The organism is Streptomyces sp. V1I1 (assembly GCF_030817355.1).
Classification (GTDB): Bacteria; Actinomycetota; Actinomycetes; order Streptomycetales; family Streptomycetaceae; genus Streptomyces.
Window position 1 is genome coordinate 7,802,991 of record NZ_JAUSZH010000001.1, and the last position, 12,856, is coordinate 7,815,846.

11 protein-coding genes and 1 pseudogene are annotated in these 12,856 nt (G+C 72.1%); 8 read left to right on the plus strand and 4 right to left on the minus strand.

Features of this window, described 5'->3' with window-relative positions; translation table 11 throughout:
- The first annotated feature begins 2 nt into the window (after positions 1-2).
- From QFZ67_RS36465 to QFZ67_RS36485, 6 genes and pseudogenes are all read left to right on the plus strand, one after another.
- Entirely contained in the window at positions 3-1,166 is a 1,164-nt protein-coding gene (locus QFZ67_RS36465) for a glycosyltransferase (protein ID WP_307666097.1), read from the plus strand.
- A complete protein-coding gene (locus tag QFZ67_RS36470) occupies positions 1,163-3,028 on the plus strand; it encodes a class I SAM-dependent methyltransferase (protein ID WP_307665316.1) in 1,866 nt (621 codons plus the stop codon). The genes QFZ67_RS36465 and QFZ67_RS36470 overlap by 4 nt, the downstream gene beginning before the upstream one ends.
- Before the next feature lie 4 nt (positions 3,029-3,032).
- Positions 3,033-3,944: a galactokinase gene (locus QFZ67_RS36475; protein WP_307665317.1), complete on the plus strand. Its 912-nt coding sequence runs from the start codon at positions 3,033-3,035 to the stop codon at positions 3,942-3,944.
- An 11-nt stretch (positions 3,945-3,955) separates the two neighbouring features.
- Positions 3,956-4,222: pseudogene (locus QFZ67_RS39230) on the plus strand (alkaline phosphatase family protein); the annotation flags it as partial.
- A 6-nt stretch (positions 4,223-4,228) separates the two neighbouring features.
- Positions 4,229-4,879: an MFS transporter gene (locus QFZ67_RS36480; RefSeq protein ID WP_373430259.1), complete on the plus strand. Its 651-nt coding sequence runs from the start codon at positions 4,229-4,231 to the stop codon at positions 4,877-4,879.
- Positions 4,876-5,907, plus strand: coding sequence for a TolB-like translocation protein (locus QFZ67_RS36485; RefSeq protein WP_307665318.1), 1,032 nt, complete (start codon positions 4,876-4,878; stop codon positions 5,905-5,907). Before QFZ67_RS36480 ends, QFZ67_RS36485 begins: the two co-directional genes overlap by 4 nt.
- An 80-nt stretch (positions 5,908-5,987) precedes the next feature.
- Here the strand turns inward: QFZ67_RS36485 and QFZ67_RS36490 are convergent, their stop codons facing one another.
- Positions 5,988-6,368: a cupin domain-containing protein gene (locus QFZ67_RS36490; protein WP_307665319.1), complete on the minus strand. Its 381-nt coding sequence runs from the start codon at positions 6,366-6,368 to the stop codon at positions 5,988-5,990.
- A 183-nt stretch (positions 6,369-6,551) separates the two neighbouring features.
- Between QFZ67_RS36490 and QFZ67_RS36495 the strand changes: the two genes are divergently transcribed.
- Complete coding sequence (locus QFZ67_RS36495; RefSeq protein ID WP_307665320.1) at positions 6,552-7,511, plus strand: lysylphosphatidylglycerol synthase transmembrane domain-containing protein; 960 nt, start codon at positions 6,552-6,554, stop codon at positions 7,509-7,511.
- 63 nt (positions 7,512-7,574) lie between these two features.
- Positions 7,575-7,955, plus strand: coding sequence for a hypothetical protein (locus QFZ67_RS36500; protein WP_307665321.1), 381 nt, complete (start codon positions 7,575-7,577; stop codon positions 7,953-7,955).
- Positions 7,956-8,055: 100 nt separating this feature from the next.
- Here the strand turns inward: QFZ67_RS36500 and QFZ67_RS36505 are convergent, their stop codons facing one another.
- The 3 genes from QFZ67_RS36505 to QFZ67_RS36515 all read right to left on the minus strand — a co-directional run bounded on the left by QFZ67_RS36505 (position 8,056) and on the right by QFZ67_RS36515 (position 12,621).
- A complete protein-coding gene (locus tag QFZ67_RS36505; RefSeq protein WP_307665322.1) occupies positions 8,056-8,973 on the minus strand; it encodes a S1 family peptidase in 918 nt (305 codons plus the stop codon).
- A gap of 703 nt (positions 8,974-9,676) precedes the next feature.
- The gene (locus tag QFZ67_RS36510; RefSeq protein WP_307665323.1) at positions 9,677-10,468 is read right to left on the minus strand and encodes a peptidoglycan recognition protein; all 792 of its coding nucleotides are present in this window, start codon (positions 10,466-10,468) and stop codon (positions 9,677-9,679) included.
- Between the two features lie 62 nt (positions 10,469-10,530).
- The gene (locus tag QFZ67_RS36515) at positions 10,531-12,621 is read right to left on the minus strand and encodes an FUSC family protein (RefSeq protein ID WP_307666098.1); all 2,091 of its coding nucleotides are present in this window, start codon (positions 12,619-12,621) and stop codon (positions 10,531-10,533) included.
- Positions 12,622-12,856 lie beyond the last annotated feature (235 nt).

Sequence of the window (12,856 nt, forward strand, 5' to 3'; positions counted from 1 at the left end):
AGGTGCTGTTCGTCGTCCCGCCGCTCGCCGGGCACGTCAACCCCACGGTCGCCGTCGCCGCCGAACTGGCCGCGCGCGGACACCAGGTCGCCTGGACCGGGCCGGCCGAAGTGCTCTCCGGTCTGCTCCCCGCACGTGCCGCCCTCCTCCCGTCCGGCGACCGCACCGGGCCTGGAGGCTACGGCGCGCTGCACGGCCGCTGGCGCGATCTGCGCGGCGTCGCCGCTCTGCGCTTCCTGTGGGAGGAGGCGCTCATCCCGCTCGCCCACGGGATGATGCCCGGAGTCGAGGCAGCGGTCGACGCATACGGCCCCGACGTGCTGGTCGCCGACCAACAGGCCATCGCCGGAGCCGTGATCGCCCAGCGGCGCGGACTGCCGTGGGTGACATCCGCGACGACAACGGCCGAGTTCACCAGGCCCTTCGCCGGTTTCCCCAAGGTGGGGGAGTGGGTGGCGGACAAGATCGCCGGATTCCTCGCCGCATACGGCGCACCCGCCGGCTGGGACCCGCGCTTCTCGGACCGTCTGGTTCTGGTCTTCTCCACCCCCGAACTCCTCGGCGAGGGCGAGGCCGGTCCCGATCACCACGCCTTCGTCGGACCCGCGCTCGGCTCCCGCCCGGCCGACGCCTCGCCCTTCCCGTGGCGGCGACTGGATCCCGTACGCAGCCGGGTGCTGGTCTCGCTCGGCACGCTCAACCGCGAGGCGGGCGGCCGCTTCTACACCGCGGTCCTGCGGGCCGCGAAGCGTCTGGCCGACCATGTGCAACTCATTGTGGCCGCACCCGCCGACTTGGTCGGAGAGGTATGGGAGGACCATGTCCTGCTTCAGGAGTATGTCCCGCAACTCCCGTTGCTGCCGCATCTCGACGCCGTGGTCTGCCACGGCGGGCACAACACCGTCTGCGAGGCACTGGCCCACGGCCTGCCCCTCGTCGTCGCGCCGGTCCGCGACGACCAGCCGATCGTCGCCCAGCAGGTCGCGGCGGCCGGGGCAGGGATCCGGGTGCGCTTCGGCCGTCCTCGCGCGGACGAGATCCACGCCGCCATGAGCGCTGTCCTCGACGCCCCGCACCACCGCCGGGCCGCTCGCCGCATCCAGACGTCCTTCGCCGCGGCCGGCGGTGCCGCGGCCGCGGCCGACAGGTTGGAGAAGCTGCTATGACACAGTCTCGTACTCGCGTCCCCTGGGTGGCGGTCGCCGCCCTGGCCGGGCTCACCGCAGGCACGGTGCGCGCCCGCCGCCGACTGGCGGCCGTACCCGTGCTGGACACGGACGCCCCTGCGGACAGTGTGCCCGCCGACGGCTGGCAACTGATCACCGCCCGCGGCGTCGAGGTCGACAAAGCCACCCTGGCCGCAGCGGTCGCCTACGCGGAACGGACCGGTCTGCAACTCCTCGACCTGGTCCCGGGCCAACTCGACACAGAACACGCACTGGGCATGCTCCGTGATCTCGACCTCAAGGACTCCCGCTTCGCCCGCACGGGCAAGGTGCGCGGCGCAGGACACGCCCTGCTGGTGGCCGACCACGTCCGGGACCGGTCGGGGGCCGAGGTGGAGACCGACCTCGACACCGTGGAACTGCACACCCTGCTCGGCCGTTTGAAGGAGTACGCCACCGCCGCGACCGGTATCGCGATCGCCCCCGGAGTAACCGCCCCGGCGCCCGACCTCGCCGGGAGGGCCGCGGAGCTGCGCGCCCAGGGACTGCCCCCGCGCCTGGTGGCCGCCGTTCAACTGGCAGGCCTGGCACTGCTCGTCCGTGCGGCCGCCACGGACCGCCGCTGGGGTGCAGCGGCACTCGCCCTCTACTGGCTGCAGCCCGCCCTGGTCCTCGGCCGCCGGGGCAGCAGCCCGCTGCGCCCGGCAGACCTGACGCGCGTCGCCGTCGCCCGGCCGCTGCACTGTGTCGGCACCGCCCTGCGTACCGCCGCGGGCGACGACCCCGGATTGGCAGGCACGCTGTCCGAGCTGGAAGCGCTGCGGCCCGGCTACGCCGCCGACCTCAAGGAGGGCACCGACAGGTTCCTCGAGCCCCGCCGCCCCGACTGCCCCTGGTGCGGCTCCACCGAGCTGACCGTACGCGCCCACATGCCCGACCTGTTCCAGGGCAAGCCGGGCCACTTCACCCTCGAACAGTGCGGGGGCTGCGGGCACACCTTCCAGAACCCCCGCCTCTCCCTCGTCGGCCTCGACTTCTACTACCGCGACTTCTACGACGGCCTCGGCGTCGGCGGCGCCGCCCATGTCTTCGGCACGATGGGCCCCTCGTACCGCGGCCGCGCGGCCATGCTCAAGCCCTTCGGCAAGCCCGCCGCCTGGCTGGACGTGGGCACCGGGCACGGCCACTTCTGCGACAGCGCCCGCGACATCTGGCCAGACACCCGCTTCGACGGCCTGGACATGGCCGCCACGGTGCGCGAGGCGGAGGCCCGCGGCTGGATCGGCACCGCCCACTGCGGTCAGTTCCCCGAGCTCGCCGCCGGGCTCGTCGACCGCTACGACACCGTCAGCATGTACCACTACCTGGAACACACCCGGGACCCGCTCGCCGAGCTCGACGCGGCCGCCGAGGTGCTGCCTGCCGGCGGGCATCTGCTCATCGAGCTGCCCGACCCCGAGTCCCGGCTCGGCCGACTGCTGGGCGCACACTGGCTGCCCTGGTTCCAGCCCCAGCACCAGCACTTCATCCCGGTCGCCAATCTCCGCCAGGCGCTGGCCGAACGCGGGTTCACGGTCCTGGCCGAGGAACACGGCGCCGCCCACCAGTCCTGTGACTTCATCGGCGCCGTCCTCCTCACCGCGAACCGGCTCGCCCCCAATCCGTACGCCCCCTGGGGACCGGGCGGCGCCTCCGTGGCCCGGCGGGCGTTCCGCACAGCCGTACAGACCGCGGCGCTGCCGTGCTACGCAGCCGCCGCGGCCCTGGACACAGCGCGCGCGGCAGTGGCCCGCGCCACCGATGGCGGCAACGCCTACCGCCTACTCGCCCGCAAGTCGCCACCGGCCCCTGGAGCGAGGTGACGGAGTGAGCACCCTGGACATCGCCCGCCGCCATACGGCCGACCCGCTCTTCCGGCTGGTCGCCTACGCTCTCGAATCGGCACACGACCGGCCCCCGGCCACGGTGTGGAGCGCTCCGCACGCCTTCCACATCGGCTCGACGCGCCTCGTCGCCGCCGCCGGCTGGCCGGTGGCCGCGGCCGCCGCACCCCGCGACGACGGTCTCGTACGACTGAGTTCGCTCGCCCACCCGGCACAGAGCTGCGAACTCCCGCTCACCGGCCCGCCACCGCCCCACCCCGACTGGGCGGCCCGCACCTACGCCCTGCTGCGCACCATGGCCGACGTCGGATACTGCCGCGGCGGCATCGACCTGCACATCCACTCCACGCTGACCGCCGCGGCCGGTCTTTCGAGCGCCGAACCGCTGGAGTGTGCCGTGGCGCTCGCGGTCGCCGACGTGCACGCCGGACGCACAAGGCCGCGCCCGCCGCGCGACAGGCTGGCCGGCTTTGCGCGGGCCGCTGCGCCCGACGGCGACGAAGCGCTGCGCGAGGCCGTGCTGTTCGCCCGCCCCGGCCGGGCCCTGCTGCTCGGCGGCCACAGCAGGCGCCGCATCCGCTTCGACCCGGCCGAGCACGGCGCGCGGCTGACGCTGCTGGTGACCCGCAAGGAAGGCTCCGGCAAGGAAGGCTCCGGCAAGGAAGGCCATGGCGCAGGCGACATCCAGCGCGCTGTGGAGAGCGCGCGGCGTGCGGGTGCGACGGCCGCCTGGTGGCCCGGACTGCGGCCGGAGCGCAGCGCCCTGGTGCTGCTGCCGCAGGACCGGGTGACCCATGTCCGTACCACGGTGGCCGAGGAGTTCCGCACGAGCGGACGGCGCGTGCCGCGCTTCGTGAACATCACCGTGGCGGGCGCGGCCCGCCGCGAGGAGTGAGAGCAACGAGGGAGGGATCCACCGCCTGCACCAGCGGGCAGTACGCGCAGAAGCACAACCCCTGGTTCGCCTTCAAGAACGTGCCTCTCACCACCGGAAAGACCTGGGCGCAGTTCCCGAAGGGCGACTTCACCGCGCTGCCGCACCTGTCGTTCGTCGTTCCGAACCAGTGCAACGACATGCACTCGTGCGCGGTCGCCACGGGCGACACCTGGCTCAGGAACAATCTCGATGCCTACGCCCAGTGGGCCAAGGCCAACAACAGCCTGCTGGTGCTGCTGCTCGTGCTGTTCGTACGAGACACCTCCGTGGGAAAGGCCGAGCGCGCGGCAGCGAGCCGAACACGCCATCCCCGCAGGGCACTTCGCACTCTCGCCCGCACCCGCGGTCTGCCGCGGCTGTGTCTGATCGCCGCGCTGCTCGGCGTGGTCACGGTGAGCGACTCGTTCCTCTATCTGCTGCTCCAGCGCCGCATCGACCTGCCCGCCCCCTACTTCCCGCTGCTGCCCGTCGGCGCCGCCGCCGGATTCCTGCTGCTTGCCGTGCCGCTGGGACGGATCGCCGACCGGATCGGCCGCCGGCAGGTCTTCCTCGCGGGTCACGGGGCGCTGCTCAGCGCCTACCTGCTGCTTCTCGCGCCATGGGGCGGCGGGCTGGTGGCTGCCGGGTGCGTACTCGTGCTGCTCGGCGCGTTCTACGCGGCCACCGACGGCGTACTGATGGCCGCCGCGGGTCCGCTGCTGCCGCCGCATCTGAAGGCGAGTGGCCTTGCGCTGGTGCAGTCGGCGCAAGCCTTCGCCCGATTCGGCGGCTCGCTGCTCTTCGGCGCGGGCTGGATGTATTTCGGCCCCCACGGCGCTCTGACCGTGGCCGCCGCCGGTCTGGTCGTCGCCCTTGCCGCAGTCGCCACCCTCCACCGGGGCAGGCGCGCATGACACCTGCCGGCTCAACATTCCGGGCCAGGCTGCTCGTACTCGTGCTCACCACCGCGCTGCTGGCCGGGATTGCCGCAGTCGTCACTCTGCGCGCCGCCGACCGTGCTACCGAACGCGAGCGGGCCAGGCCCGGCGAACCGGTCGCCCGAGCCGGTCCGGTGACGCTGCGTCAGCAGGGCACACTCCTCTTCCGCAACCTCGCCTGGGGACCGCAACGCGATCACGTCTCATCCGTCCCACTGACGACTCCGGCCGGGCCCCGCACCTCCGCGCCCCGCGACTGTCTGCGCTTTTACGCGGCCGCCGGCACAGGCATCTGCCTCCGGTCCACGGGCGGGGTGGTCCCGGGCCACGAAGCCGTGCTGCTGGATGCTCGGCTGCGGCCCGTCCGTACATTCCCGGTGCCCGGAATTCCCACGCGTGCCCGGGTGTCGCCGAGCGGACGGCTGGTGGCGTGGACGGTGTTCGTCAGCGGAGACTCGTACGCGGGCGGCGCCTTCTCCACCCGTACCGCCATCTACGACACCCGCACCGGCATCCTGCGGCCCAACCTCGAGAAGTTCACCGTCCTCAAGGACGGACGCCGCCACCGGGCCGCCGACGACAACCTCTGGGGCGTCACCTTCGCCGCCGACGACAACCGCTTCTACGCGACCCTCGCCACCGGCGGCCGTACCCATCTCGTCGAAGGTGACCTGACCCGGCGCACGCTGCGGACCCTGCACAGCAACGTCGAGTGCCCCTCCCTGTCCCCGGACGGCACCCGCGTCGCCTTCAAGAAGCGCGTCCCCGGCGCCTCGGCCGCCACCCCTTGGCGGCTGCACGTCCTGGACCTGCGCACGGGCCGGGACACGGCGGTTTCCGAGCGCAGAAGCGTCGACGACCAGGCCCTGTGGCTGGACGGCCGCACGCTCCTGTACGCGCTGCCCGGTGACTTCGGATCCGATCTCTGGTCCGTGCCTGCGGTCGGGGGAGGCACACCACGGATGCTCTTGAAGTCTGCCGTGTCCCCGGCCGTGATCACCTGAGCCCGCGGCGGTGAGCTGCTGGAGGTGCTCCAGCACACGGTGAGCTGCTGGAGGGCCGCCGGGAGAGCGCCGTACGGGCTTCAGAGGCTGATGTGGTACGCCTTGCGCAGCGTCTCGTGCACCGTCCAGGTCGTACGGTCGCCCTCTCGCAGCACGCACGCAGTCCCGGGCCCGACGTCGAGGGTGTCACCGCCCTCGACGTCGATCGTGGCGCGCCCGCTGACCACGACGAACAGCTCGTTTGCCTCGGTGTCGGTGACCACTCCCGGAGTGATCTGCCAGATCCCGCGCAGCTGCTTGCCGTCGGCGGACTCCCACAGCACTTTCCCGGTCACGACGGGTTCGCCGGAGATGACCTGGGCCGGGTCGAGGGGCTCCGGCTCCAGTTCGGCGTCGGGAATGTGCACGGCGAAGGACGCGGGAGCCGGATCCGGAGCGGCGGCGTGATCAAGGTTCGTCATGGCGGGTCACCTTAGCCGGGAGCCTGCCCACATCGACCTCCGGCCCGGGCGCCGTTTCAGTCATGTGTGCCTTGCCCTTTCGTCGGCTGCTGGACACCGGTGCGTTGCACACGGCGGGCAGTGTCCTTACGTGCCCGGCGCCTCGCCGTCGCGCGGCCTGTGAATGTGGAAGGACGGCTGGCTGTGGCTTTGTCCGGGACGCCGGTCTTGTGGAGGGTGCCGCTGCGTCAGATCGCGTGCCTGATCCCTCTGGTGCTGATCACCCTCTGGGTGGTGACGCACTGGTCGGTGATCGCCGAGGGGGCGGGGAAGTTGCGCGGTGCGGATCCCGTCTGGCTCCTGATCGCGGTGGCGGTGACGGGATTGTGCTGGGTGGCGGCTTCCTGCGTACGGCAGGGAGCGATCCTCGAGCGGCTGCCCGCCGGGCGGCTGCTTGCCTCGCAGTTCGCCGCGGGCGCCGCCAACCATGTGCTGCCCGCCGGCCTCGGCGCGCATGCGGTGACGCTGCGTTTCCTACGTAACTGCGGCATTCCACTGTCCCGGGGCACGGCCTCACTCGCCCTGTACTCCCTGGTCGAGCCGATCGCCCGCGTCGTGCTGCTGTTCGCCCTGCTGGCTGCCGTCCCCGGCGCCCTCCCACTGGACGAGATAACCCCGGATGGACGCACGCTGCTGGTCCTGCTCCTGGTGGTGGCCGCGGTCCTCGCCGTGCTGGCACTGGCTCTGTTCGCCATACGCCCGCTGCGCCGCACCGTCCGCGGCTTCCTGCGCACAGCACTGACCGACGCCCGCGCCCTGCACACCCGGCCCTCCCGGGTGCTGGCACTGTGGGGCGGCGCGCTGGCGTTTCCCGCGCTGCAGGGCTGTGTTCTGGCGTCGGTGGCGGTGGCTCTCGAGGTGCCGCTGCCCTGGCTCCACGTCGCCATCGCGTACCTGGCGGCGAGCATCGCGGCAGGGATGGTGCCCACCCCGGGAGGTATCGGCTCCGTCGACGCGGCCCTGGTCCTGACGCTCGTGGCGTCAGGCGTGCCGCTCACTGTGGCCACGGCCACGGTACTCGGCTTCCGGATCATCACGGTGTGGCTGCCGCTGCTTCCCGGGGCCCTGGTGCTGGGGGCGCTGGTTCGCTGGAAGGTGCTCTGAATCGGGCGCGCTCCCCGAGCGGATGCACGCGGCTGCCCCGATGCTGAAGGAATGCGCCATCGAGTGAGCGGTGAGATATCTGTGGGCAGCCGCCAGCCGGGAACGGTCGGGGTGCACATGGACGGGAGCACAGCGGCCTCAGTCGTGTACGAGACGCTTGCCGCGATCTTCACCCCTGCGCTGCCTGGGACCGGCGCCATTGTGTCCCCTCCGGACGGGCGCCCGGTGGTGTCGACCAGGTCCTTCGACGTGCGGACCAGCCGCCCTGTGAGCACTCTCGTCCCGCTGCCCGAAGTTGTCCGCGCGCGTGTCTACGGCCGCCCGGACGACATCCAGCGCCTCATCCGCGGTCTTCAGATGTACTTCGACGTGACCGACGAGGGTCACCGCGACGTCGGCTCCGGCGAGGAGGAGCACGAGCTGCGGATTGGCCCGAACGGCTGACGGCGGCGTGCCCCAAGTGCAGCGGGATGAAGCCGGCGGACCGCCCGAAGGGGGTCCGCCGGCTCCGTTCAGTGCGTCAGTGCGTCAGTGCGTCGGGGCGTCAGAAGATGCTCACCCCGTAGGCGCTCAGCGCCTCAGTGACGGGCTGGAAGAACGTGGTGCCGCCGGAGGAGCAGTTGCCGCTGCCGCCCGAGGTCAGACCTAGCGCGGTGCTGCCGGAGAACAGGGAGCCGCCGCTGTCGCCGGGCTCGGCGCAGACGTTGGTCTGGATCAGGCCGTAGACGACGTCCCCGCCGCCGTAGTTGACGGTCGCGTTGAGTCCGGTGACGGTGCCGCCGTGGAGGCCGGTGGTGCTGCCACTGCGCTGTACGGACTGACCGACCGAGGCGTTGCCGGCAGCCGTGATGTCACGATAGGAGCCGTTGTAGAGGTAGACCCGGCCGTCCGCGGCCGAGGCGTTGGAGTGCCGGATGATGCCGTAGTCGTTGCCGGGGAAGCTGGAGCCGGCGGTGGACCCCAGCACCGTCGTCTGGGCCGAATTGGTGTACCAGGTGCTGCCGATGTTGGTGCAGTGGCCCGCGGTGAGGGCGTAGTACGTGCTACCGCTGCGGACGTTGAAGCCGAGCGAGCAGCGTCCGCCGCCCGTGTAGATGGCCTGGCCGCCCGCGATGAGCTTGTCGAACGTACCGGGCGTGCGCTTGATCTCAAGGGCGCCGGCCCGCGCGCCCGCGGCCTTCTTGATCTTGGCTATCTCGGCGGCCGAGACAGTGTCGTCCGCGGTGACGACGACCTTGCCCGAAGCGGTGTCCGTGTACCAGGCGGTGCCGGCCACGTCCGTGTCGAGTACGGCGTCGCTCGCCTGCGCGAGCTGGGCGGTGGTGGCCCGTACGCCGTCGTCCGATTCGGCCACGGCGGCCGGGGCGGCAAGCGCGGAGACGGTCAGCAGAGTTGATGCGACGGCGATCAGCCGCGCACGTCTCGCGACGCCGCCGAGGGGGGAGAAGCGCTTGAATTTCACTACATCCTCCGGTGGGGGAATCCGGGGTCCGCTGGGTGGGCGGACCCGTCGGCGCGCGGAAGCCGGGACATGACCATTGGTCTCGGTCATGATCCTGACAACCTGCGCCCGGTAGGAATCCTGTGCTCCGGTTGCATCGGCGGCAAGAGCGCCTTTCGGCCGCTCTACGCGCGTCCATCGGTGGCAACTGCCGGATGGCGGCGCGAGGTTCGCCCTGCCGGTCAGGGTGTGCGGAGGCTGCGGTGGCGTGGGTGCCGGTGCGGGTGAGTGCTTTGGGAACGCGGCAAACCCTCAGTCGTTTGCTGACGCGCTGTCAACTGACTCATGAGTCAGGCGATGGGGAGAGGTATGCACCGTGGCTCTCATTCCGGTACCCGGAATGGCCCTCACCCTTTCCGCTGCTCAGAGTCGACGAGCCCGACGGGAGGGATCCCTGAACGGGCGCGGCACTTGCCTTGGTTCGCTTCGGCGGGCGCCGTGGCGGACTCCGTACCGCCGTGGTGGCTCCTGCACACGCGCGCCTCCGGGACTTGACCGTCGGGCGGATGGCCAGCGTCCGCTGCGGTCCCGCCTCGCGACGTGAAGGCACACAAGGCGACGGCCACCCCACCAGCACCACCTGACTGCGGCGGGCCGCGACGCGCAGCGCTATGCGTCAATCGCCACCGTTCGTACACGGAGGCTCAGTGTCCGGTTCTGCGCGTCAGGGGGTCGATGCCGGGCCGACGGGTCGCGACTGGAGGCGGGCGGCGCGGTCGCGGATCTGGGGGAGGAGCGTGTAGAGCGCGGCGCCGGGACACCGCGTCCAGTACCCGTCGCGGTGCCCGGAGATCGTATGGAACACGACCCGGCTTCCCTCCGGATACTTGCTGGCGTCGTTGGTGGAGACCAGGACCGTGCTGCCGCGTGGATCGACCCCGTACAAGCCGAGCTTCCACGCGGAGAGTTGGGCTATCGCCTCCAGCATGGGCGCCGGCACGGTCGAGCCTGCGCCGAAACTCCCAATCGCCGCGATGCCGACGGTGCCGACGTTGAAGCCCATGGTGTGCGCGCCGACGACAGGGTTGGCGATGCCCCCGGCACGCCCTTCGTAGATGGTGCCGGTCCGGTCGACGAAGAAGTTGTAGCCCACATCGTCCCAGTCACGGTTCTCGGTGTGGTCGCCGGAGAGGTACCGGATGAGATCGGGGACCTCTCGTCGGGTGTAGTCGTTACCGCTATTGGTGTGATGGATGAAGACCGCCTTGACCGCGCTCGCGGTGAGATCAGGCTTCCTGCGACCCACCGGGGCGGCCTGCCAGACCGTGCGCGGTACGACGGCCGGTCGAGCCGCGGCCCACGGGGCGGCGGGCTCGGCCCGCAGGTGGGTGGGACGGGCCTGGCGGGCCGTCGTAGCCCGCCTGCCCGCGTCACCCGCGGCCAGTGCGGCACCGATCAGGCCTGCCGTGGCCGCCCTGCCCATGCCGCGCAGCAGCATGCGCCGGTCGATGGTCATGACCATGAGCGTAAGGCGGCACCCCTGGGTGCGCCTCCGCTGCTCGCGGACGGTCGCGCGTTCTACCAGCGGGACTTTCCGGGTGCGCCGCTCCTGAGCGGTGGCACCGATCGCTCGATATGGCCGAGTTCCGCGGTGAGGCTGCTCAGCCACTGTTCGAGGTCGATCAGCATGGGCAGCGGCGGGCTGCCCGGTACCTCGGCGGGCGTGTGGGGCGCCGGTGGGGGAGAAGGGTCCGACGGCGGTCCGTTGCCCGCGCAGAGGGCGGCGAGACGAGCCGTGGTCAGAGCGAGCCGGTCCGCGTTCGTACGGGCCCAGGCGGCGGCGTCAGGGGTGACGGTGGCCGGGGGCAGATCGAAGCGGGGGAGCCAGCGGGAACCGACCAGGATGTGGTTCGCGGTGATGAGCACGGCTTGCCAGTCGGCATGCGCGACCGAGTGATCGCCCGGTTCGCTCCGGTACTGCGCGTACGCGGTCTCCGCGAGGCGCAGTCTGTGCAGCGTGGGGTATGTGGACGGCAGGGGCGCCGCTCCCGGCGGGTTGGCCAGCAGCGCGCCGACGGTGCCGGTGATCAGAGGCCCGTAGGAGTCCAGTAGGCCGGCCACGGTTCTTCGCACCTCCCGCCGGGCACCGGCCGGCCAGGCGAGCAGCCCGCACAACAGGCCGATCGCGCTGCCTGTGACCACATCCACGATTCTGGCCTCGGCGAGCTGCCAGGAGGCGGGGGCGAGTTGGGCGAACGCGGCGGACACCACCAGGGTGAACAGCGCCTGTGCCCAGGCGATCCCGAGCAGCGGCCCGAGCGCGAAAGCGGCCAGCATGCCGGGCGCGAGCACGGCCGCATAGGCGTCGGTGTGCTGCCCCAGGACGAGCAGCAGCGTGCCCGCCGCCACCGCGCCCGCGAGCGTGCCGACCAGCGCCGAACGCACTGCCGCCCAGGTTTCCCCCGCGGTGGTGCGGCCCAGCGTCAGTACGGCGAGGAGGACCCAGAAGCCGTGGGAGAGGTCCAGGGAACCGGCCACCAGCCGGGCAGCGCCCAGGCCCAGCGCCGTACGGGCGGCGTTCTGGAACTGGACCGAGTGCAGCGTCATATTGCCGACGAGGCGCCGCCACCACAGGCGGGCGGTGCCGGTGTCGGCGTACCAGAAGAGCTCCCGCGGAGGGAGCGGCCGGGTGCGCCGGCCGTCGAGCCCGACGCGTACGGCGGTCTCCAGCATCCTGGCCGACTCGGCCATGCCCAGGACCGCGGCCTGGCGACGTAGCTCCGGAACGGACGGCACGGCTTCCGGTGGGCCGGTCGCCTGCCGGATGCGCAGTGCCTGAAAGTCCCGTATCGCCTGTTCCATGGACCCAGGCAGCGCGTTTGGCCGTCCCGTGCGCAGGGCTGCCGCAGTGGCGGCGCAGAGCGCCGCGATACGGCTGAGGAGATCGGCCGAAGCGGCGGCCGCGTCCGTGCCTCGGCGGGCCGTGGCGGTCGGCTGGTTGTCGCTCAGCCGTGCCAACTGGTCCAGAAGTGTGCGGGCCGCGACACCGGCCTGCGCCATGGCACGGTCCATGCGCCCGGCCCCGGCGGGCCGCTCGGCGGGCGGAAGACGCGAGAAGCGCAGTTGGTGCCCGATCGCGCGCAACCGGTCGGCCGAGCTGTCGACCGGGCCGGCGGGCGTGCCGTCTCGAGGGCCGGCGTCCGGCGCCGCGGTGCCCGCTGAAAACGCCGCAGCGCCGGTGGCGGCCCGGCCCGCGGCCTCGACGGCATCCGCCAGGCTCTCCCTGTACGAGACGGTCGGCGGGGCAGGCAACAGGAACACTTCGCAGGCCGCGAGCAGCAGCACGCCCAGGGCGAGGCCCGTCAGCCTGGCCCCCAGGGTTTCCGGGGCGTAGGGCGGGAAGCAGGCCAGGATGTAGAAGAGTTGCAGGCCGGGTGCCGCCCCGGCCGGGCGGGGACCCGCCACCGCCGCAAAGGCGAGCGCGAATCCGACGACCAGCATCCCGAGAACCGCCGCCCAGGTCCGTACGGCCAGCGCCGTCCCCAGGGCGACCAGCACCAGGCCGACCGGCAGCGCCCGCAGCATGACGGCGGCCCGCTGCCGCCCGGACCCGGGAATCGGCGACAGCATTCCGAGCGCCACCGGTCCGAACAGGGCGTAGATCGCCATATGGGGCTGGTGCAGCCCGTACACGAGCGGATAGAACCCGGCGGACGCGGCGACGGTGACCCGGATCGCCCGGTGCACGATCTCCGTACGCTCCGGCTTTCGCGTATCCGGCAAGGGCACATTCCTCTCAGCCGTTGCCCGCCGTAGCGGAGCTGTCGGGCGTGCGTCCTCGTCCATTGTCGGCGCGCGACCGACGGCCCGCAGCCCGGACTGTGGCCCTCCGCGCGGGTCGGTC

Excerpts from the sequence above, each read along its gene's own strand:
- QFZ67_RS36485 (WP_307665318.1), top strand. The coding sequence starts at position 4,876 with ATGACACCTGCCGGCTCAACATTCCGGGCCAGGCTGCTCGTACTCGTG.
- QFZ67_RS36470 (WP_307665316.1), top strand. The coding sequence starts at position 1,163 with ATGACACAGTCTCGTACTCGCGTCCCCTGGGTGGCGGTCGCCGCCCTG.
- QFZ67_RS36515 (WP_307666098.1), bottom strand. The coding sequence starts at position 12,621 with ATGGCGATCTACGCCCTGTTCGGACCGGTGGCGCTCGGAATGCTGTCG.
- QFZ67_RS36490 (WP_307665319.1), bottom strand. The coding sequence starts at position 6,368 with ATGACGAACCTTGATCACGCCGCCGCTCCGGATCCGGCTCCCGCGTCC.
- QFZ67_RS36510 (WP_307665323.1), bottom strand. The coding sequence starts at position 10,468 with ATGACCATCGACCGGCGCATGCTGCTGCGCGGCATGGGCAGGGCGGCC.